Below are 20743 nucleotides of genomic sequence, written 5' to 3'. Positions count from 1 at the left end.
CCCGCCCGGATTCCTGGCCCGCCCCGTCGCCCCGGGCCGGTCAGGAGGCTGCGCCGGCCCGGCTGCCGGCCGCCGCCAGCCGGGTCGCGAGCGTCGCCGCGGCCGCCTCGTCGACCTTGCCGACGCTCAGCCGCAGCATCCGGCGGTCGTCGGGCAGGAACGCCGTGCCGGGGATGGTCAGGGTGTCGTGGCCGAGCACCAGCTCACGGACGACGTCGAGTGTCGGCGTGCCCTCGAACGGGTGCCGCACCCACGCGAAGAACGCGCCCAGCGCCACGACCTCGAAGCCGCCCGGCCGGTCCGCCAGCGCCGCGCCCAGCCAGGCCCGGCGGCGCGCGACCTCGGCGACCCGCTCGGCCCGCCAGGTCCCGGCCCGGGTGAGCCCGGCGAGCGCCGCCTCCTGCCCGACGCGCGGCGCGCAGATCGCGACGCAGTCGAGCAGCTTGAGCACCTGGCGGGTGAGGTCCGCCCCGGCGACCACCGACCCGGCGCGGTAGCCGGGGATGGCCAGGTCCTTGGAGTAGGAGTGCAGGCTGACGACGGTGTCGCGCCAGTCCGGGTCGGCGAACAGCGGGTGCGCCGGCTCGTCCGCGGCGTCGCGGAACGAGCGGTAGGTCTCGTCGACGACCAGCGCGATGCCGTGCCGGCGGGCCAGCCCGGCGAACGCCACGATCTCCGACGGCGGCACGGTGACCCCGCTCGGGTTCCCGGGCGTGACCAGCACGATCGCCCGGGTGCGCGGGGTGATCAGGGCCTCGGCGTCGGCGGCGCGGGGGACGAGCTGCTCGTCCGGCTCCAGGTACACCGGGCGCACGCCGCGCATCGTCAGCCACATCTGGTGGTTGAAGTAGTACGGCAGCGGCATGATCATCTCGTCGCCGGGGCCGGCGAGCGCGTCGGCGACGACGGCGAACGCCTGGTTGCAGCCCGCGGTGACGGTCACGTCGTCCGGGGTGACGGTGCCCGCGTAGTCGCGGGAGAGCTCGTCGGCGATCGCCCGCCGCAGCGGCGGCAGCCCCGGCACGGGCGCGTAGCCGAGGGCCGCCGGGTCCTGGGCGGTCGCGACGACCTGCTCGACGACCTCCGGCGCCGGTGGGTAGGCCGGTGCGGCCTGGGAGAGGTCGAGCAGCGGGTGCTCGGCGTCGCGGGCGGGGTCGCGTTCGCCGGCCAGCGCGAGCGCCGCGCCGATGGGGGAGTCGCTGCCCGCTGCCGTGGTGGGGTCGAGTCGCACCGCTGCGCGCCGTCCTTCCGGTTCTTCAGACGATCGTCGGCTGTCCGACGGGCAGTCTAGGTGGCGCGCCGCTACGGTCCTCCGGGCGAACGGTTGCGAGGTGAGACGTCCGGTGCACGACCCGGTGCCGCGCCGCCGCGTGCTGGCCGTGCTGTGCCTGACCGAGCTCACCAGCTGGGGCGTCCTCTACTACGCGCTGCCGGTGCTGGCCCCGGCGATCTCGGACGACACGGGCTGGTCGCACTCCGCCGTGACCGGCGCGTTCTCCGCCGGGCTGGTGGTGTCGGCGCTGGCCGGGATCGGCGTCGGACGGGTGCTGGACCGGTGGGGCCCGCGGTGGCCGATGACGGCCGGGTCGCTGCTCGCGGTGCCTGCCGTCGTCGCGATCGCCTGTGCGGGGTCGTGGCCGTGGTTCCTGGCCGCCTGGCTGCTCGCCGGGCTCGCCCAGTCCGCGACGCTCTACCCGCCGGCGTTCGCGGCGCTGACCCGCTGGTGGGGCACCGACCGGGTGCGGGCGCTGACCTGGGTCACCCTGGCCGGCGGGCTGGCGAGCACGGTGTTCGCGCCGCTCACGGCGGCGCTGCTGGAGCCGTTCGGGTGGCGCGGGACCTACCTGGTGCTCGCCGTCGTCCTCGGGGTGGTGACGGTCCCCGCGCACCTGTTCGGGCTGCGCGGGCCCTGGCCGGAGGCGCCGGAACCGCCGCGCGGCGCCCGGCCGGGCGCGATCACCCGCAGCCCGGCGTTCCTGCTGACGGTCGCCGCGGTGTGCCTCGGCGTGTTCTGCAGCTTCGCGGTCGCGGTGAACCAGGTGCCGCTGCTCATCGAGCGCGGCCTGGACGTGCAGACGGCGGCCTGGGCGCTCGGCCTCGGCGGTCTCGGCCAGGTCGCGGGCCGGGCGTTCTACGCGCGGACGGTCGGGCGGCTCGGGGTGCGGACCCGTGCGGTCGTCGTCCTCGCCGGGCTCGGTGCCACGACGGCGCTGCTCGGGCTGCTGCCCGGACCGGCGTGGCTGCTGGTCGCCGTGGCCGTCCTGACCGGCGCCGCCCGCGGGATCACGACGCTGCTGCAGGCGACGGCGGTGTCCGACCGGTGGCCGTCGCGGTACTACGGCCGGCTCAACGGCCTGCTGTCCGCCCCGGCGACGGCCGCCGTCGCGATCTCGCCGTGGGCGGGCGCGGCGCTGGCCGGGCCGCTCGGCGGGTACCCGGCGCTGTTCGTGGTCCTCGCGGGGGCGACGACGCTCGGCGCGCTGCTGGCACTCGGGTCGCGGCCGCCGTCGTCCCGCTGAGCCCGCACCGGCAGTGCCGGTCCGGGGATCCGCGGAACCCGGTGCGCCGGACGGCGCGGGCCGCGGGCTCACACGACGAGCCCCAGGACGACGATCAGGGGCAGCGCCACGACCGACGCCAGTGCGGTGACGAAGGTGAGCGCCTTGAGCGCCCCGCGGGTCGTCACGCCGAGCAGCGCCTGGAACATCCAGAAGAAGTTGCTGTTGACGTGCAGCGCGAACAGCGAGCCCGCGCCGATCGCGAGCCCGATGATCAGCGGCTGGACGTCGAGCTGGGCGAGGATCGGGCCGATGATCCCGGCCGCGGTGATCGCGGCGACCGAGATCGACCCGATGGCGAGGTGCAGCACGGCGGCGATCAGCCAGGCGACCAGGATGCTGACCACCACCGGGGAGGCGGCGTCGGCGGAGAAGAGGCCGGCGAGGACGCCGTCGAGGTCGGTCTCGCCGATGACCGCGCCCAGCGAGCCGCCGACGCCGGTGATGAGCAGGATCTGGCCGGTGGTGGCGAGCCCCCGGCCCATCGCGGAGTCCGTTGCCGCGCCACCGATCGTCGCCTTGGCCAGCGCGTAGGCGCCCACCAGGCCGACGAACAGGGCCAGCGCCGGGTCACCGAGGAACGCGATGAAGGGCGTCGAGAACCCGGCGGCCTCGGCGACGGCCCCGAACGCGATCAGCAGCAGCGGGACCAGCACCGGGAGCAGCGAGACCGGCAGCGACGGGATGCGGCCGGAACCCGGCGCGGGTGCGGCCTCGGTGCCGGTGCCGGTGCCGGTGTCCTGCCCGGTCCGGGCGAGCTCGGGGGGATCGACCTCGTCGCGCTCGGGGTTCCAGAAGCCCGCCGCGACGATTCGCCGGTAGAGGAACACCGTGAGCACCGCGGTGGCGACGCCGATCAGCAGGCCGTAGCCGAGCATCTGGGCGAGCGGGACGCCGAGCAACCCGGCGATCGAGATCGTCCCCAGCCCGGGGACGACGAAGACGTACCCGACCAGGATCCCGGTGGTGAGCGCGCCGGCCATGATGCCCAGCCCGCGCGGGCCCAGCCGGGGCGCTGCCTGCCGGGCCAGCGGGGCGGCGAGCACGAGCTGGACGTCCACGTAGATCGACGGGAACAGGGCGGTCATCACCGCGGCCATCGCGTACGGCAGGCGGCGTGCGCCGAGCCCGTCCAGCAGCAGCCCGACCAGCCGCTGGAGCGCCCGCATCGCGAACAGCAGGGACCCGATCAGGACGCCGAAGCCGATCAGCAGCCCGACCTCGGCCATGATCGAGCCGAAGCCGTCGACGATCGCCCCGAGCGTGGCCTCGAAGCCCAGGCCGGACGCCAGGCCGAGATAGAGCGACCCGGTGATCAGCGAGATGATCGGGTCCACTTTCAGCGCCATGATGAGAAGGACGACCGCGATAATCGCGATCGTCGTGTGGACCACGATCATCCTTGCTCCTGTGCAGTGGGGTTCGTCGGGTCGGGAAATGGGAATCGTGTCCGGGTGGCCGGACAATGGTCACGTACGATGCCGGACGTGAATCTGGGGCCGGCGCACACACCCACGAAGGCGGAGGTCGCCTACACGGTGCTGCGCGAGGCGATCCGGTCCGGCCGGTTGGCGCCCGGCGAGCGGGTGACCCTCAACGGGCTCGCCGAGCAGTTGGAGATGAGCCTGACGCCGGTCCGCGAGGCGCTGCGCCGGCTCGCCGAGCACGGGCTGGTCGAGCAGGTGCCGAACCGCGGCACCGTGATCGCCCGGCACAGCGCGGAACGCGTCGCCGAGATCTACCGGCTGCGCCTCGCGCTCGAACCGATGGCGGCCGAGCGGGCCGCCGGGCTGGTGACCGACACCGACGTCCGCGAGATCGAGGCGGCCCTCGGCGCGGTCGACGAGGCGACCCGGGCGAACGCGGACATCTCGACGGTCGGCGCGCGCAATGCGGAATTCCACCGTCGCGTGTACCGGGCGGCCCGGTCGCCGATGCTGGAGGAATTCGTCGCGCGATTGTGGAACGCATTGCCGTTCCAGGCCGTCGTCCTCGAGAACCGCTACGAGACGTCCGCGCGGGAACACCGCGAGCTCGTCGACGCGCTGGCCCGCCGGGATCCGGCGGCCGCGCGGGAGATCCTGCACCGGCACATCACCGACGCCGCGGCGAGCGCGGCCGACTGGCTGGACCGCGACTGACCGCCGGCGGGTCTCAGGAACCACCGGTGCGGGCGGACAGCTCGGCGCGCACCGCGTCGGTGTGCTCGCCCAGCGCGGGGACCGGCGCCATCCGCGGCTCGCGCCCGCGCACCGTGATCGGGGGCAGCAGCGCCGGGACGGGACCGCCCTGGGTGCCGACCTCCCGGATCCGGTCCCGGGCCGCCAGCTGCGGGTGGTCGAACAGCTCGCCGACGTCGCGCAGCTGGGAGTTGGCGATCTGCGCGCGGTCCAGCCGGTCGACGACCTCGGCGGCCGTGAGGGTCGCGAACCGCTGCTCGACGAGCTCCTGCACGGCGCCCCGGTTCCGGTACCGGACGTCGTTGGTGACCAGGTCGGCGCGGTCGGCCAGCTCCGGCTCGCCCAGCACGACCTCGCAGAACCGCCGCCACTCCCGGTCGTTCTGCACGGACAGGTAGACGGCGCCGTCGGCCGTCGCGAACGGGCCGTACGGCGCGATCGCGGCGTGGTGGAGCCCGGACCTGGGCGGCGCCGAGCCGGTGAACCGGGAGAAGTAGGCGGCGTAGCCCATCCACTCGGCGAGCGCCTCGAACAGCGTCACCTCGAGAACCTGGCCGCGGCCGGTGCGCTCGCGCTCGTAGAGGGCGGACAGGATCCCGGAGAACGCGTACATGCCCCCGGCGATGTCGGCGACCGGGATCCCGGCCTTCACCTGCTCGTCCGGCGTCCCCGTCACGGACGGCAGCCCGGCCTCGCACTGGACCAGCAGGTCGTAGGCCTTCTTGCCGCCGTAGGGCCCGTCCTCGCCGTAGCCGGACAGCTCGCAGACGACGAGCCGGGGGTGGGTCTCCGACAGCGTCGCGCCGTCCAGCCCGAGCCGGCCCACCGCGCCGGGGGCCAGGTTGGACGCGAAGACGTCGGCCTCGTCCAGCAGCGACCGCAGCGCGGCCAGCCCGTCGGGGTCCTTGACGTCGAGCTCGACCGACTCCTTGCCCCGGTTCACCCAGACGAAGTGGCTGGACTGGCCCAGGACGGTGGTGTCGTACTGGCGGGCGAAGTCACCCGTGCCGGGACGTTCGATCTTGATCACCCGGGCGCCGAGGTCGGCGAGCTGGCGGGTGGCGAACGGGATGGCGATGGCCTGCTCGAGGGCGACGACGGTGACGCCGTCGAGAGGGAGCGGGGTCACGGCGGTGCCTCCGGACGTCGGACGGGGTGGTCGGCGGGACCGTACCGAATAATTTATAAATCAACAACGACGACGCGGCCGCCCCCGCGGGTGCCGTCGCCGCCCGGCCGGGCCGGTCGTCGTCGGACCGGGGGCAGCGGTGCCCGGAGCTGGTAGACATCGAACGGACGACGCCCCACCACCCGGGAGAGCCGTGACCGTTCCCGCAGCGCCCACCGTCCCCGCCAGTGACGTCGACCTGTTCTCCGAACCGGCGCGGATCGACCCCTACCCGATCTACGAGGAGCTCCGGGAGCTCGGGCCCGTGGTCCGGCTGACCCGGGACGGCCTCTACGCGCTGCCGCGCTACGACGAGGTCCGCGCGGCCCTCATGGACTGGCGGACGTTCTCGTCGGCCCGGGGAGTGTTCGTCGACCCGCAGGTCAACGCGCAGCTCGAAGGCATCACGCTGTGCAGCGACCCGCCGGACCACACGATGATGCGCTCGGTCCTCGGACGCCCGCTGCGCCAGGACCGGATGCGCGAGATCGCCCCGCGCATCGAGGCCGAGGCCGCGACGATCGTCACCGAGCTGGTCGACCGCGGCCGGTTCGACGCCGCCACCGAGCTCGCCGAGCACCTCCCGATGGCCGTCGTGTCCGAGCTGGTCGGGCTCCCGGACCGGGGGCGGGAGAAGATGCTGGAGTGGGCGGCCGCCATCTGGAACGTCCAGGGGCCCGCCAACGAGCGGTTCACCGCGTCGCAGCCGTCGGTCGACGAGTTCATGGCGTTCGCCGTCGAGGAGGCGGTGCCGGGCCGGCTCCGCCCGGACGGCTGGGCGGCGCACCTCTACGAGGCCGCCGACCGCGGGGAGATGCCGCACGACAAGTGCCCGGTGATGATGCTCGACTACGTCACGCCGAGCCTGGACACGACGATCCTGGCCATCTCGAACACCGTCCGGCTGTTCGCCGAGCACCCCGACCAGTGGGACCTGCTGCGCGCGGACCGCTCGTTGATCCCGCACGCGATCAACGAGTCGCTGCGTCTGGAGACGCCGGTGCCGCAGTTCTCCCGCGTCCTCACCGAGGACCACGAGATCGGTGGGGCCCTGCTCCCGGCGGGGTCGCGCGTCGCCCTGCTCTACGGGTCGGCGAACCGCGACGACCGGCACTACCCCGATCCGACGCGGTTCGACATCACGCGGCGGCCGTCGGACCACCTGGCCTTCGGCCGGGGTGAGCACGTCTGCGTGGGCATGCACCTGGCGCGGCTGGAGATGACGGCTCTCCTGGACCGGCTGGCCGACCGGGTGCGCCGGTTCGAGATCGTCGAGTCGCGCCCGATGGTCAACAACGGGTTGCGTGGGCTGGAGAGCCTCGTGGTCACGGTCTCCTGACGGTCCGTAGTGCACGTTCACTGGCACGAGCGTGGGGCGTTCGGTGAGCTCCCGCCAGAAGACCGTTGTCTCGACCTGCTCGGCGAAGCCGCGGTTCAGTTCGTCTTCGATCTCGAACAGGACATCGATTGCCGGACGGGCAGCGGAGCTGATGTTGTCGTCGAGGAACCCAGAGATGTCGAGCTGACTCAAGACGTCCATCACTTCGTCGCTGCTGAAGCGAGCGGAGGAGCTGAGCTGTTCGACGTCACGTGTGCCGTCCAGAGCTCCAAGAAGCTCCATGAGTTGAGCGGGGACGGGGTGCTCGACAGCGAACTCGGTATGGCCGAGGCTCAGCTCAATTCGGTGGTCACCCAGCCGGGGTGGGGGGCCAACGAGGACCGGGAAGTTCGGCAGATGGGGGGATTTGTTCCTCCCGCGTGGGTCGGTGGTTTCGAACTCCGGAGCCGGGTTTCCGGGGCGAGCTGAGCCCGCCCCGGAAGTCACGACCCGCATCAGAGATGCACGGCGACCGCGACGATGACATTCTTCTCCGGCTTGCTTGTCATGTGGCTCGCCTCCTCACCTGTCCGGTTCCGGTTCGACGACGACACCGGTCGATGCCGCCTGCTCGGTCCGGCGAGTGGCAAGAGCAGCGCCAACGAAGATCAGGGCGATCCCGAAGACAGTGCGGACGCCGATCCGCTCGTCGAGTAGCAGCGCGCCGGCCGCCACTGCGACGATCGGGGCGACGTAGGTGATGAGGGCTGCCCGGGTGGCGTCAGCATGAGCGATCAGGGTGAAGAACGTCCAGAAGCCTCCGGCCGTACAGGCGAGGCCGAGCGCAGCGACGGCACCGAGACCGGTCCAGGTCGGCGCCGGGAGTGGCTCGACACTGATGGCGATTGCTATCAAGATCGGCGCCGCGAGAAGAATCATGGACGAGACGACTCGCAAGGGTGGGACGTCGGAGAACCAGCGTCCGACCAGCACCGCACCGAGTGCGTACGACGCCGAGGCGACGAGCACGAGAACGGCGCCGGGGCCGGCGCCGTCGACGCCGAGGAGCACAACCACGCCGCCGAATCCCACTGCCACCCCGAGCAATGCAGCTGCGCTCGTGGGAGCCCTCCGGCTCAGCACCATAATGATGAGCAAAACGAAGATTGGCTCGGTTGCGATGATGATCCCGGATAGTCCCGAGGATACCGTCAACCCGCCCAGCGAGATCATGCTGAAGGGGATAACCACCTCGACCACGGCCAGTACGGCGAGCCGCCCGAAGCGGAGTCGGATCAGCTGGCGAGCATTGCTGGATAGCGCAGCCGGAAGCAGTGCGGCCGCAGCAAGAACGACTCGTCCTGCGGCAGTCGTTATCGGGCCGATCCCCTCTCGGAGCGACATTTCAATGAAGAGGTACGGGACGCCCCACAGTACGGAGGCGCCGCCGAAGAGTAGCCAGGTCCGAGCGTTCATCCTGAGTCAGTATACGTTCGACTGGTTGGCGCGTGACATAGCTCTTGTGACGCTACAACCACAAAACACCTGTCAACTGATCGCACTTTGGGGCATTATGATTCACATGAGCGACCTGGATGGCGTCGATCGTCAGCTGCTGATGCTTCTACAGGACGACGCGCGTCGTGGGTTCCGCGAGCTAGGACGCATCATCGAGATGAGCCCACCGGCTGTGGCGGCTCGAGTGCGGCGACTGGAGAGGCTCGGCGTGATCAACGGATACAGTGCCCGTGTCGACCCAACGGCGGTCGGTTTCGCCACCCAGGCGTTCATCGTCGTGACAACGTCGGGCCGTGCTCAGTCCCTGAACGTCCTCCGGTTGGCGCGGAACGAGCCTACGATCATTGAAGACCATCGGGTCACCGGGAGTGAGGACCACTTCCTCCGGGTAGTAGCTGAAGACCTCGGCTCCCTGGAGCCGCTCATCGACCAGCTCAACGAACTCGGGAAACCGGCGACGTCGATCGTGTTGTCCTCGCCCAAGCCGTGGTCCCCAGTCCCCTCTCCGCGGTCGTAGGCGATCGTGCACGGAATAGGCTAGCGACTGGCGGATAGCGTATCGAGTAGCGATGCCACATGCTCTGGGGTGGCTGTGGCTCCGACCAACCCGATTCGTGCGGCGGAGGGCAGTGGTTCGAGTCCGCTGGCCACCGTGATGCCTCCGCGCGCTGCGCGAGCGACGAGCTCACCGGCACCGGAACCGGTCACTACGGTGATCATGCTGGCGGCGGTGTTTTCGGGCGCGAACGTCTCGAAGCCGAGGTCCCGCAGTCCGCTGCGAAGCTGCGCGGCAAGTCGACGCCGACCGTCGACCCAACTCTCAATGCCGGTGGCCGCGATGCGGCCGACGGACTCGGCCAGAGCACGGACCACGGCCGTCGGCATCGTCACAGGGTGGGGTTCCCAAGGATCCTCGGCCCTGGCTCGCGCCCACCGGCCCAGATCGAAGTACCAGGATCGGGGACGGGCGCGTGCGGCACGCTCGGCCCCGAGGTCATCGAAGGCGACCACAGCTAGCCCGGGTGGGCCCCCGAGACCCTTCTGCGATGCGCTGACGAACGCGTCGATCCCGTCCGCCCGAAGCTGGACAAGTTCGCTGCCGGCCGAGGCCACGCCGTCCAGGACCACGACCAGGCCGCCTGCCCGCGCACGCTGGGCCATCTCTCGGACGGGGTGCCGGATTCCGGTGGTCGATTCGACGTGTACACAAGCGAGGCCATCTGCCCCGGAGAAGTGCCGCGCCAGCTCGTCGACGTCCACCGGTTGTCCGAGATCTTGTTCGACGACCCGTACCCGCAGGTCGAGGGCGGCAGCGATCTCAGCGAGCCTTGCACCGAAGAAGCCCGTGTCCGGGACCACGACCGTCTGGCCCGGTTCCAGCTGGTTCCGGAGCGCTGCCTCGAGCCCCGCGGATCCGCTCCCCGGCAGGATGTAGGCGCTGTGCGCATCGAGCAGAGTGCCCAACTCGTCAAGCACCCCCGAATAGAAGGCTGACCATTCCTCGCCGTAGTGCGCCCGGGTCTGCTCGGCGAGCCTCCCCAGGTCGTCTGGGTGCAGTGCGCAAGGCCCGGGGATCATCAGAGTGGGCTCCGAACGAGCTCCGAGGGCTGTCGGCTTCGCTACCGGGAGGGGATGGCGCACGACAACTCCTGTCCGTCCAGCACGGCGGTGTCGACCGGTCGTTCCAGCGCGGTTTCGATGCGACCCTTCAGGTCGACGGAGACCTGCTCGGCCACATCCGAACCGACCTCAGCCGCCCATTCCCCCACGGACATGTCCCCGCTCGGTGGACCCGGCGTGGTGGTACAGCATCAGATAGGCGGTACCCGGACTGGACGGCCCAGCGGCGACTCCCGTGATGCCATCGATAGCGAGCGGAGCCTTTACCGCCTCTGACTCAAACCAGGAATCGAGATGGTTACGGGCGCTATCGAACATCACTGAGAACAGATTCCGTAGGTCAGAGTCCGACATGTCGACGGCACGATGAAGGATGCTTCGGAGCTGTTCCGGGTTCGATGCCACGGGCTCCCGCGAGGGCCCCGTGAACAGCGACTTCACCTCACTCCACAGCCGGTGCATCATGTCACCGTATTCGCTGTATTGCGCGGCGTCGCGACCTGAAAATTTGGCAATCTCTGCAGCGTCGGACTCGGGGTCGCGACCCAGTATTAGATGGGATCCGTCGGGTACTAGAGACGTGACAGAGGGAGAGCGCGGCATAACGGCTAGCCCATGACTTCGGAGATTGAGGTCCTCGATAATCGATTGCTGGAAGAGCGACGTCACAAGGCTCGCGGTCGAGAACTGGTAGCCATTCACCAGCTCCTCTGAGACGCACGCACCACCCACAGCGGAGCGCCGCTCCACGATAGCGACCTTCTGGCCGGCTCTGGCCAGATAAGCAGCGCAAACTAGCGCGTTGTGACCTGCTCCGATGATGACCGTGTCGAAATATTCAGTGCTCACCTGATCTGCTATCCGGTCGGGGGCGATGTCAATGCCGGGGCTGTCGGGATGGGAACCGAAAGACGCCGCCTGTGTTTCCGGTTGTTCCCGATCGTGCGATTGATACGGTAGCGATCTATGGGCGCTAAGTAAAGACCTCATGATGCAGCAAGCAAGGGCGCTTTCCTCTCATATGAAAGGCGACCTGCCCTTCTGGCTTTACGAAAGCGACTTGGCTGCGGCCTCGCTGTGGTAACGAGCAGTTTTGCACACTCTGTGGGGCAAGTCCGCCTAGGCGAGGACGGAGTGAACCGTCCTGGGTGGTGGAGAGGTTCCTGATCTAGCAAGGAGACTGGAGTCGTGGGAGCACCTCGGTAGCTCGATGAGGAGACCCGTGCCCGCGCGGTCCACCTCTACCTGGACCGTCTGCGTGATCACAGCGAGTCGAAGCTGGCCGCGCGCCGGCACGTCGGTGAGTTGCTGGACGTGAACCCGGCGACGATCTGGAACTGGATCGAGGTTGAGGAGCGCGATTCCGGTTATGGGTCGGACGCGGTCGGGCTCGACGCCGATCTAGCTGCTGAATTGCGGAGACTCCGCACGGGGAATGCTAAGTTGCGGCGGGGGAGAACGAGATCCCGAAGACTGCTTCGGCGTTTTTCGCGCAGGCGGAGCTGGACCGTCGGCTCAAGTGAGGCTTCTGTTCGTTCACGAAGATCGAAGTCGTTTCAGGGTCGAGCCGATCTGTGCCGTGTTGTCCGAGCACGGCGTGCAGATCGCTCCGCAAGCGTATTATCGCTGGCGGGTCTGACCGGTGATCGACGATCACTTGGGCGAGGCGTATCTGGTGAACCGGTCGTGGATCTCTATCGAAAGAACAGGTGCGTGTACAGGCTGCGGAAGATGCGGCGTTCGGTGAGACGGGAAGGGCTGCGGATCGGCCGCGACCAGGTGGGGCGGCTGATGCGTGTCGCCGGAATCCAGGCGTGTGCCGCGGGGCGCATCTTACGGCCACGACGACGCGCGACCAGCACGCTGATAGGCACCTGACCTGGCCAAGCGGGTCTGGGCGGCCCGACTCGACCGGATGCGCTGTGGGGCGCGAATTTCACCTACGTGTGGACCGCGTCCGGATTCTGCTACGTGTCGTTCGTGACTGACTGTTGGTCGCGGAGGACACTCGGATCGAAGGGGTCGATGAGTAGAACCAGTGATCTCCTCTCCAGTGCCCTGGCGCAAGCGTTGTCCCCGGCAACGGGCGGTCAGTGCGTTTACTGCGGAAGGTTTGAGCCATCATTCCGATGCCGGATCTCGGTACACATCTCTGGCGTTCACGGAGCAACTCGCCGATGCCGGGGTCGCCAGCTCGATCGGGACCGTCGGCGACGTGCTGGACAACGCACTGATGGAATCCACGTCGGGTTGTGCAAGTCCGCGCTGATCACGCCGTACGCCCATTTTTGGAACTGGAGCATGCCTTCGTGAGGTGGAGCAGGATGTCGCCGAGGGGTCATTGGTACAATGGAGTGGACTCCTCTCCTCTATTGATCAAACACCCCGATTGAACGGGAAATTGTGCACGCTACGACCATTGCCCAACAAGGTGCGGTGATCTAAACCTCAGCCTCTCGCTGGCCCCGGACGGTAAAGTCCTGCCCCTCCTGGATGAGTGGCTTTTTGGCTTGTTTCATCCGCATGAGATCGACCGGACAGTGTCCGTTCTCCGTCGCGGGCAGCCGCGAGACGACGTCGACGGCGCGCAGCTCGGGCGAGCTCAGCTTGCCGAGCGTGATGCCAAGCTCCCCCGTTACCGGTCGGCGCTAGAAGCTGGGGTTGACCCGGCACTGGTGGCTGGTTGGATTGCCGAGGTCCCGGCCCGACTGGCCGAGCTGGACGCGCAGCACCAACTGCGGGGCGCGTCGGGCCGGATGAGCGAGGCTCAGACACGGGACGTCATCGGGGACAGGCTTCAGCCCGTGAAATCCTGCTCGTCGCCGACGAGGAAGCCAAGGGTCGATCTACCAGCAGCTGGGGCTGCGGTTGATCTATCGCCCGAAAATTCGGACAGTGAGCGTCCAGGTCAACCGGGGCCCCAACCGGGACGGCTGGGGTTAGGGTCGGTGTCCGAGGGGGGACTTGAACCCCCACCCCCTAATACGGGGACTAGCACCTCAAGCTAGCGCGTCTGCCATTCCGCCACTCGGACGCCACGATCTCTCGATCGCGTCGGGGAGAAGCATAGCCGAGCCCTCCGGGCGGTCTGCGCCCGGGTGTCCACCCCGGGTCTCGGCAGGTCGGCCCCGGTACGCGGTGGTAGGAAGGCGCCCATGACCGCTTCACCGGACGAGAGCCCCAGCAGTGCCGAGGCGGAGGTCGTCCAGCTGTGTTCCGAGCTGATCCGGATCGACACGACGAACACCGCGGACCCCGAGACCCTGGCCGGTGAGGCCGAGGCCGCCGACTACGTCGCGGAGAAGCTGCGCGAGGTCGGCTACGACGTCGAGCTGGTCGAGTCCGGCATGCCGAAGCGGATGAACGTGATCGCCCGTCTGGAGGGCGCGGACCGGTCGCGGGGTGCGCTGCTGATGCACGGGCACCTCGACGTCGTCCCGGCGGACGCGAGCGAGTGGTCGGTGCACCCGTTCTCCGGGGCGGTGCAGGACGGCTACGTCTGGGGCCGCGGCGCCGTCGACATGAAGGACATGGACGCGATGATGCTGGCGGTCGCGCGCCGCTTCAAGCGTGAGGGCGTGGTCCCGCCGCGGGACATCGTGTGGGCGTTCGTCGCCGACGAGGAGGCCGGCGGCAAGTGGGGCGCGCAGTGGCTGGTGGAGCACCGGCCGGACCTGTTCGCCGGGTGCACCGAGGCCGTCGGCGAGGTCGGCGGGTTCTCGCTGACCCTGGGCGAGGACCAGCGCGCCTACCTGATCGAGTCCGCGGAGAAGGGCATCGCCTGGATGCGGCTGCGGGCCAAGGGAAAGCCGGGGCACGGCTCGTTCCTGCACGACGACAACGCCGTCACCATCCTGTCGGAGGCCGTGGCCCGGCTCGGGAACCACACGTTCCCGCTGACGATCACCGACACCGTGCAGGCGTTCCTGGACCGGATGACCGAGCTGACCGGCGTCGAGTACCCGGAGGACGACCTCGAGGGTGCCCTGGCCAAGCTCGGCCCGATCGCGCGGATCATCGGGGCGACCGTCCGGGACACCGCGAACCCGACGATGCTGAACGCCGGGTACAAGGCGAACGTCATCCCGTCGACGGCGGAGGCGGTCGTCGACTGCCGGGTGCTGCCGGGGCGGGAGGAGGAGTTCCTGCGCGAGGTCGACGAGCTGCTCGGGCCGGACGTCGAGCGGGAGTGGGTCACCGACCTGCCCGCCGTCGAGACGCCGTTCGAGGGCGCCCTGACCGACGCGATGCAGGCGGCGCTGCGCACCGAGGACCCGGCCGCGGAGATCGTCCCGTACATGCTGTCCGGCGGGACCGACGCGAAGGCGTTCTCGACGCTGGGGATGAAGTGCTACGGCTTCGCCCCGCTGCGGCTGCCCCCGGAGCTGGACTTCGCGTCGCTGTTCCACGGCATCGACGAGCGTGTCCCGGTGGACGCGCTGACCTTCGGCACCCGGGTGCTGGACCGCTTCCTCAGAACGGTCTGAGGGGGAGCGCCGCCTCCGCGGTCACGGTGTCAGGATCCGGCGCAGCTGCCGGGCCGCCCCTCGCGGACGGGTCGTGAGGGCGCCGTGCCCGCCGGGCATCGGCACCGCCGGCCGTCCGAGTGCGGCCGCGAGTGCCTCCGCGCAGCGTCGGTCCCAGCCGCCGGGCACGTCCGCGCCCACGGACGGGACGAGCGTGACGGGCACGGGACGGAGGCGTGCGGCGTCGAGCGGGTTGGCGCGCACCGCCGGGAAGTCGTGCGCGAAGAACCACCGCAGCCCGGCGTGGAGATCGCCGGCCGGCCGGGGCGCCCCGGCGCCGGGCTCGGGATCGCTCCTGTCGGCGACGAGCCGGCCCATCGCGCCGATCGCGGCCACGACGTCGGTCCGGGCGAGCTCCGCGACGTGGTCCAGCCCGGCCTCGCGCTCCGCGTCGTGGACGACGGCGGGCAGCGGTGGCTCGTGGACGACGGCCGTGCCGACGAGGTCCGGCTCCTCGACGGCGAGCTGCAGCGCGACGACCGCGCCGATGCTCGCCCCGACGACGGACGCGGGCCGGTCGGTGAACCGCCGGAGCACGGCGGCCGCGTCGAGCGCGTGCCGGTGGAGGGCGTCCGGGGGTGGCTCGCCGGGGACCGGGGCCGGGCTCCTGCCCAGCCCGCGCCGGTCGTAGGAGACCACCGTGAAGGTGTCCGCCAGCTCGGCGGCCAGCCGCGTGGTGGCGGACGCCTCGGAGATCCCGCCCTGGAGCAGGAGCACGACGGGGCCGGTGCCCGTCCACTCGACGTGCAGGGCGGTGCCGTCGTCCGCGATCGCGTGGTCCTCCATCCCCGCACGATCGCAGCACGCTCCCGCCCGGACGAGAGGCCGGGCCGCTTCCGGCGGGTGGTCCGCATGGGGCAGGGTGGCCGTCATGGATCTTTCGGGCAGGGTCGCCCTGGTCACCGGCGGCGCGTCGGGCATCGGCGCGGCGGCGGTGGACCGGCTGGTGGCGGCGGGGGCACGGATCGTCGTGGTGGACCGGGACGCCGACGCGGCCGCGGCCGTCGCCGGCCGGTCGGACGGTCTGGCGATCGGCGCGGATGTCACCGATCCCGGGGCGATGCCGGCCGCCGTCGCCGCGGCGGAGGACCGGTTCGGCCGGCTCGACGTCGTCCTCCTCAACGCCGGTGTGACCGCGGGCCAGTCCGGCATCGAGGACCTCGACCTGGACGACTACCGGCGCATCCTCGGGGTCAACCTCGACCACGTCGTGTTCGGGCTGGCCGCGGCCGTCCCGGCGCTGCGCCGGGCGGGCGGCGGGCACGTGGTGGCGACGTCGTCGCTGGCGGGGCTGGTCGGGATGCCCGGCGACGCGCTGTACACGGCGACGAAGCACGCCGTCGTCGGCTACGTCCGGTCCGCCGCGCCGACGCTCGCGCCGGAGGGGATCCGGGTGAACGCGGTCTGCCCCGGCTTCGCCGACACCCCGCTGATCGCGCGGGTGCGCGACCGGTTCGGGGAGTTCCCGATGCTGACCGCGGACGACGTCGCGGGCGGGATCGAGGACATCCTCGAGCGGGGCGAGCCGGGGGAGTGCTGGTTCGTGCAGCCGGGGCGGGAGCCTGCGCCGTACGGGTTCCGCGGGGTGCCGAGCCCGAAGGGCGCGGGGAAGCCGCCGGAGATCGGCTGGCAGGACCACTGAGCGGGACCCGCCGGGGAACGGCCCCTTGACCTCGACCGAGGTTCAGGTCGCAGGCTCTCCGGCATGGCACAGCTGAACCACACCATCGTCCACTCGCACGACAAGCGGGCCGGTGCCGCGTACCTGGCCGCGGTCCTCGCGCTGCCGGAGCCGCAGCCGTTCGGCCCGTTCCGAGTCGTCGAGACCGCGAACGGCGTGAGTCTCGACTACCTCGACGCCGGCCCGGGCGCCGACGTCGTCTCCCAGCACTATGCGTTCCTGGTCTCCGACGCGGAGTTCGACGCCGCGTTCGGCCGGATCCGGGACCGCGGCCAGCAGTACTGGGCGGACCCGGGCCGGTCCCGTCCGGGCGAGGTCAACACGAACGACGGCGGGCGCGGGATCTACTTCGAGGACCCGTCCGGGCACCTGCTGGAGATCATCACGGTGCCGTACGGCGGCTGAGGCTCAGAACGTCGGCTCGGGCAGGAGCCCGTGCGCGTGGCTGATCCTCCGCCGGAGGACCACCTTGCGCACCCCGCCCGGGTAGAGGCGCAGCCGGGAGAGCTCCCAGCCGGAGAACTCGGCCTGGATGGCGAGCCGGACCGCGGCCGTCAACCGGGGGACGTCGCCGTCGATCCGCACGGGGCGGTACTCGTACCGGTCGTCGATCCAGCCCTCGCCGTCCCGAGTCCCGGCGTACCGATTCCCTTCGGCTGCCGACTCCTCCGGTCCGCTCTCCGCCATCCGTGCCTCCCGGTCGCGCTGTCACGGCGCCGCCCGCCGGGTGAACGGCGGGTGGTGCTGGCGTGACCACGATAGGCATGCAGCTCGGTCCCCGGCCACCACGAACGTCCCGCATCCCCGGGGCCTGCGGGCCGCGTCACGTCACCGGACGGGGTCGCTCACGTCGTCGAGTGCGGTCCGGATCTCGGCGGGCAGGGTCACGTCCTCCGCCGCGAGCGAGGCCAGCAGCTGCGCCGCGTCCCGCGCACCGACGACGGCGCTCGCCACCCCGGTCCGGTCGCGCACCCAGGTCAGGGCGACGACGAGCGGGGACGTCCCGAGCCCGTCGGCCGCGGTCAGCACCGACTGCACGATCCGCGCGGAGTGCTCGGTGCGGCGGGCCTCGACGTAGGAGGCCAGCAGCGTGCTCGCGCCGCGCGAGTCGGCCGGGGTGCCGTCGGTGTACTTGCCGGTCAGCACCCCGCGGCCCAGCGGGGCCCACGCGAGGATCCCCAGTCCGTGGTGCCGGGCCGCGGGCAGCAGCTCCGCCTCCGGCTCCCGCGCCAGCAGCGAGTACTCCACCTGGGTCGACACCGGCCGGCACACGGCCGGGTCCGGCCCGCCCGCCGCGGCACCGGCCACCGTGGCGAGCTGCCAGCCCTGCGGGGCGACCAGCCCGGTGTAGCGGACCCGGCCCGAGTAGACCGCCACCTGCACCGCGGACAGCATCTCGTCCAGCGGGACGTGCGGGTCCCAGCCGGGGAACTGCCACAGGTCGAGATGGTCGACGCCGAGCCGGCGCAGGGTCGTGTCCAGCGAGCGCAGCAGCGTGGCCCGGGACGCCCGCCCGCCCGGCCCCGCCGTGCCGGCCGTGCTGCCCCGCCCGGCGATCACGAGGTCGTCCCGGGGGACCGTCCGGCGCAGCAGCCCGCCGAGCACCTGCTGGGCCGCGCCGCCGCCGTAGTCGTCGGCGGTCTCGACGAGGGTGCCGCCGGCGTCGACGAAGACCCGCAGCTGCTCCGCCGCCTCCGCGGGCGAGGTGTCCTCGCCCCACGTCATCGTGCCCAGCCCGACCCGGGACACCTCCAGGCCGCTGGCGCCCACCGGTCTGCTCAGCACGGTCCCCGAGCCTAGGCGGGTTCACCCCCGCCACCGTCGAGGGCGCGCGTAGTGACCCCCGTCTCCACGCGTACGGTGACGGCCCGTGACCGATCAGGCCGCACTGCAGCCGGTGCCCCTCGTCCGGGGGCGCCGATGAGCTGGCTCGAGGTGATCGTCCTCGGCCTCATCCAGGGACTCACCGAGTTCCTGCCCGTGTCGTCGTCCGGGCACCTCCGGATCACGTCCGAGGTGTTCTTCAACAGCGATCCCGGGGCCGCCTTCACCGCGGTGACCCAGCTGGGGACCGAGGCCGCGGTGATCGTGTACTTCGCGAAGGACCTGTGGCGGCTGTTCGTCACCTGGCTCCGCGGGTTCCGCGACGCCGAGGTCCGCCAGACCGACGACTACCGGCTGGCCTGGCTGGTGATCGTCGGCTCGATCCCGATCGCCGTCCTGGGCGTGCTGCTCAAGGACCAGGTCGAGACCGTGGCACGGAACCTGTGGCTGGTCGCGACGATGCTGGTCGTCTTCGGGATCCTGCTCGGCCTGGCCGAACGGTTCGGGAAGCAGCGCAAACCGATCGAGAAGATCACCTGGCGGGACGGCATCGTGCTCGGGTTCGCGCAGGCCATGGCGCTGGTCCCGGGGGTCTCCCGGTCCGGGGGCACGATCACCGCGGGACTGGCGCTCGGCCTGACCCGGCCGGCGGTCGTCCGGTACTCGTTCCTGCTGGCGATCCCGTCGGTGTTCGGTGCGGGCCTGTTCACGCTGCCCGACGTGTTCGCGGGCGACGGACCGTCGGCGGCCCAGATGGTCGTCGCCGTCGTGATCGCCTTCGTCGTCGGCTACGCGGTCATCGCGTGGCTGCTGCGGTTCGTGCAGAACAACACCGTCTACGTCTTCGTGGCGTACCGGATCGCGCTGGGTGTCGCCCTGCTGGCGGCGCTGGCGATCGGGGCGGTCTCCGCGACCTGAGCGGGCCCGGGGCTCCCGCCCCGGTCCGCGCACGTCACGTAGCCTCGCCCGCGTGACGACCTTGATCCTGCTGCGGCACGGGCGCTCCACGGCGAACACCGCCGGGGTGCTGGCCGGGCGCACCCCCGGGGTCGAGCTCGACGACCGTGGCCGCGAGCAGGCCGCGAAGGTCGTCGACCGGCTCGCCGACCTGCCGATCGCCTCCGTGGTCACCTCGCCGCTGACCCGCTGCCGGGAGACCGTGGCGCCGCTGGCGGCCGCCCGCGGGCTGGAGCCCGTCGTCGAGGACGACCTGGCCGAGGTCGACTACGGCTCGTGGACCGGCCGGAAGATCTCCGAGCTGACCTCGGAGGACCTGTGGAAGGTCGTCCAGGCCCACCCGTCGGCGGCGGTGTTCCCGGACGGCGAGTCGCTCGCCGGCATGCAGGCCCGGGCGGTCGCGGGCGTCCGCAGGCACGTCGCGCGGGTGCGCGCCGAGCACGGCGACGACGCCATCGTGCTCGCGTGCAGCCACGGCGACGTCATCAAGGCGGTACTGGCCGACGCGCTCGCCTGCCACCTCGACAACTTCCAGCGGATCGTCGTCGACACCTGCTCGGTGAGCGTCGTCGCCTACACCCAGCTGCGCCCGTTCGTCGCGCGGATGAACGAGCAGTCCGGCGACGTGGCGAGCCTGATCCCCAGGCCGGCGGAGGAGAAGCCGTCGTCGGACGCGGTGGTCGGAGGCGCGACCAACGCGTGAGGTAAGGTGATCCTTCTCCCATCGTTCCTGGTGACAGCGCTGTCGGCCGACGGTGGGGATGCCCCCGGTTCCCGTCTCGCCTACCCTGGGAAGGGTCATGGCACGCGTCATCCACGTCTTCCGCCGCCCGGACCGCTTCGTGGCCGGCACCGTCGGTGAACCCGGCGACCGCGCTTTCTACCTGCAGGCGATCGAGAGCTCGCGCACGATCAGCGTGCTGCTCGAGAAACAGCAGGTCTCGGTGCTGGCGGAGCGGATCACCGCGCTGCTCGGCGAGGTGTCCAAGCGCTTCGGCGAGGAGAACCTCCCCGAGGGCGACGAGACGCCGGGCTCCGACAACGACCCGTTGAACGTCCCGCTCGAGGAGGAGTTCCGGGTCGGCACGATGGGCCTGGGGTGGGACGCGGACTCCAGCTCGATCGTCGTCGAGCTCCTCGCGGTGTCGGAGGAGGAGATCGACGAGTCGGTCGTCCTCGACGACACCGAGGAGGGGCCGGACGCGTTGCGCGTGTTCCTCTCACCGAACGCGGCGAAGGCGTTCGCCGACCGGGCCGAGAAGGTCGTCGGCGCGGGTCGCGCGCCGTGCCCGCTGTGTGCCGAGCCGCTCGACCCCGAGGGCCACGTCTGCGTCCGGCTGAACGGCTACCACGACCGCAACCCCGTGGCCGGGTCCTCCGAGTGAGCAGGGTC

20 protein-coding genes, 1 tRNA gene and 1 other annotated feature are annotated in these 20743 nt (G+C 71.0%); of the genes, 11 read left to right on the top strand and 10 right to left on the bottom strand.

Annotated features, from left to right (window positions below; genetic code table 11):
* Positions 1-40: 40 nt before the first annotated feature.
* Complete coding sequence (locus tag AD017_RS06790) at positions 41-1231, bottom strand: aminotransferase (protein WP_060573543.1); 1191 nt, start codon at positions 1229-1231, stop codon at positions 41-43.
* 100 nt (positions 1232-1331) lie between these two features.
* Between AD017_RS06790 and AD017_RS06785 the strand changes: the two genes are divergently transcribed.
* On the top strand, positions 1332-2519 hold the full coding sequence (locus tag AD017_RS06785; protein ID WP_227012680.1) for an MFS transporter: 1188 nt from the start codon (positions 1332-1334) through the stop codon (positions 2517-2519).
* Between the two features lie 68 nt (positions 2520-2587).
* Here AD017_RS06785 and AD017_RS06780 read toward each other — a convergent pair whose 3' ends face one another.
* A complete protein-coding gene (locus tag AD017_RS06780) occupies positions 2588-3958 on the bottom strand; it encodes a GntP family permease (RefSeq protein WP_060573540.1) in 1371 nt (456 codons plus the stop codon).
* An 87-nt stretch (positions 3959-4045) separates the two neighbouring features.
* Between AD017_RS06780 and AD017_RS06775 the strand changes: the two genes are divergently transcribed.
* Positions 4046-4699, top strand: a complete 654-nt coding sequence (locus AD017_RS06775; protein ID WP_202968834.1) for a GntR family transcriptional regulator — start codon at positions 4046-4048, stop codon at positions 4697-4699.
* A gap of 13 nt (positions 4700-4712) precedes the next feature.
* Here AD017_RS06775 and AD017_RS06770 read toward each other — a convergent pair whose 3' ends face one another.
* Positions 4713-5867 carry a CaiB/BaiF CoA-transferase family protein gene (locus tag AD017_RS06770; protein WP_060573536.1) on the bottom strand — a complete coding sequence of 385 codons (1155 nt, stop codon included), beginning with the start codon at positions 5865-5867 and terminating at the stop codon, positions 4713-4715.
* A 193-nt stretch (positions 5868-6060) separates the two neighbouring features.
* On the opposite strand from AD017_RS06770, the gene AD017_RS06765 reads away from it, so the two are divergent.
* Positions 6061-7245 carry a cytochrome P450 gene (locus tag AD017_RS06765; RefSeq protein WP_060573534.1) on the top strand — a complete coding sequence of 395 codons (1185 nt, stop codon included), beginning with the start codon at positions 6061-6063 and terminating at the stop codon, positions 7243-7245.
* A 9-nt stretch (positions 7246-7254) separates the two neighbouring features.
* Positions 7255-7713 carry a hypothetical protein gene (locus AD017_RS06760; RefSeq protein WP_060573532.1) on the top strand — a complete coding sequence of 153 codons (459 nt, stop codon included), beginning with the start codon at positions 7255-7257 and terminating at the stop codon, positions 7711-7713.
* A 93-nt stretch (positions 7714-7806) separates the two neighbouring features.
* Here the strand turns inward: AD017_RS06760 and AD017_RS06755 are convergent, their stop codons facing one another.
* A complete protein-coding gene (locus tag AD017_RS06755) occupies positions 7807-8700 on the bottom strand; it encodes a DMT family transporter (protein WP_082399093.1) in 894 nt (297 codons plus the stop codon).
* A gap of 106 nt (positions 8701-8806) precedes the next feature.
* Here AD017_RS06755 and AD017_RS06750 point away from each other — a divergent pair, with 106 nt between their 5' ends.
* Positions 8807-9259, top strand: coding sequence for an Lrp/AsnC family transcriptional regulator (locus AD017_RS06750; RefSeq protein WP_168170507.1), 453 nt, complete (start codon positions 8807-8809; stop codon positions 9257-9259).
* Between the two features lie 20 nt (positions 9260-9279).
* Here AD017_RS06750 and AD017_RS06745 read toward each other — a convergent pair whose 3' ends face one another.
* From AD017_RS06745 to AD017_RS06735, 3 genes are all read right to left on the bottom strand, one after another.
* On the bottom strand, positions 9280-10218 hold the full coding sequence (locus AD017_RS06745) for an alanine--glyoxylate aminotransferase family protein (RefSeq protein WP_168172830.1): 939 nt from the start codon (positions 10216-10218) through the stop codon (positions 9280-9282).
* A gap of 273 nt (positions 10219-10491) precedes the next feature.
* The gene (locus AD017_RS06740) at positions 10492-11211 is read right to left on the bottom strand and encodes an NAD(P)/FAD-dependent oxidoreductase (RefSeq protein ID WP_168170506.1); all 720 of its coding nucleotides are present in this window, start codon (positions 11209-11211) and stop codon (positions 10492-10494) included.
* Positions 11212-11842: 631 nt separating this feature from the next.
* Positions 11843-11974, top strand: a sequence feature (AL1L pseudoknot).
* A 1337-nt stretch (positions 11975-13311) separates the two neighbouring features.
* A tRNA-Leu gene (locus AD017_RS06735) sits at positions 13312-13396 on the bottom strand.
* Between the two features lie 121 nt (positions 13397-13517).
* On the opposite strand from AD017_RS06735, the gene AD017_RS06730 reads away from it, so the two are divergent.
* Positions 13518-14849: a M20/M25/M40 family metallo-hydrolase gene (locus AD017_RS06730; protein WP_010227125.1), complete on the top strand. Its 1332-nt coding sequence runs from the start codon at positions 13518-13520 to the stop codon at positions 14847-14849.
* Positions 14850-14870: 21 nt separating this feature from the next.
* Here the strand turns inward: AD017_RS06730 and AD017_RS06725 are convergent, their stop codons facing one another.
* Complete coding sequence (locus AD017_RS06725; protein WP_060573521.1) at positions 14871-15674, bottom strand: alpha/beta fold hydrolase; 804 nt, start codon at positions 15672-15674, stop codon at positions 14871-14873.
* An 85-nt stretch (positions 15675-15759) separates the two neighbouring features.
* On the opposite strand from AD017_RS06725, the gene AD017_RS06720 reads away from it, so the two are divergent.
* Positions 15760-16530, top strand: a complete 771-nt coding sequence (locus tag AD017_RS06720) for an SDR family oxidoreductase (protein WP_033199097.1) — start codon at positions 15760-15762, stop codon at positions 16528-16530.
* Between the two features lie 63 nt (positions 16531-16593).
* A complete protein-coding gene (locus tag AD017_RS06715) occupies positions 16594-16974 on the top strand; it encodes a VOC family protein (protein WP_060573519.1) in 381 nt (126 codons plus the stop codon).
* Between the two features lie 3 nt (positions 16975-16977).
* Here AD017_RS06715 and AD017_RS06710 read toward each other — a convergent pair whose 3' ends face one another.
* A complete protein-coding gene (locus tag AD017_RS06710; protein ID WP_010227137.1) occupies positions 16978-17256 on the bottom strand; it encodes a DUF5703 family protein in 279 nt (92 codons plus the stop codon).
* A 141-nt stretch (positions 17257-17397) separates the two neighbouring features.
* On the bottom strand, positions 17398-18354 hold the full coding sequence (locus AD017_RS06705; RefSeq protein WP_060573517.1) for an aldo/keto reductase: 957 nt from the start codon (positions 18352-18354) through the stop codon (positions 17398-17400).
* A 135-nt stretch (positions 18355-18489) separates the two neighbouring features.
* Here AD017_RS06705 and AD017_RS06700 point away from each other — a divergent pair, with 135 nt between their 5' ends.
* From AD017_RS06700 to AD017_RS06690, 3 genes are all read left to right on the top strand, one after another.
* Positions 18490-19311 carry an undecaprenyl-diphosphate phosphatase gene (locus AD017_RS06700; RefSeq protein ID WP_010227141.1) on the top strand — a complete coding sequence of 274 codons (822 nt, stop codon included), beginning with the start codon at positions 18490-18492 and terminating at the stop codon, positions 19309-19311.
* Between the two features lie 52 nt (positions 19312-19363).
* Entirely contained in the window at positions 19364-20053 is a 690-nt protein-coding gene (locus tag AD017_RS06695; RefSeq protein WP_010227142.1) for a histidine phosphatase family protein, read from the top strand.
* Between the two features lie 97 nt (positions 20054-20150).
* Positions 20151-20735 carry a DUF3090 domain-containing protein gene (locus AD017_RS06690; RefSeq protein ID WP_010227144.1) on the top strand — a complete coding sequence of 195 codons (585 nt, stop codon included), beginning with the start codon at positions 20151-20153 and terminating at the stop codon, positions 20733-20735.
* Positions 20736-20743: the final 8 nt, after the last annotated feature.

This window comes from Pseudonocardia sp. EC080619-01, from assembly GCF_001420995.1.
Lineage (GTDB): Bacteria > Actinomycetota > Actinomycetes > Mycobacteriales > Pseudonocardiaceae > Pseudonocardia.
This window is presented reverse-complemented; position numbering and strand designations above follow the sequence as displayed.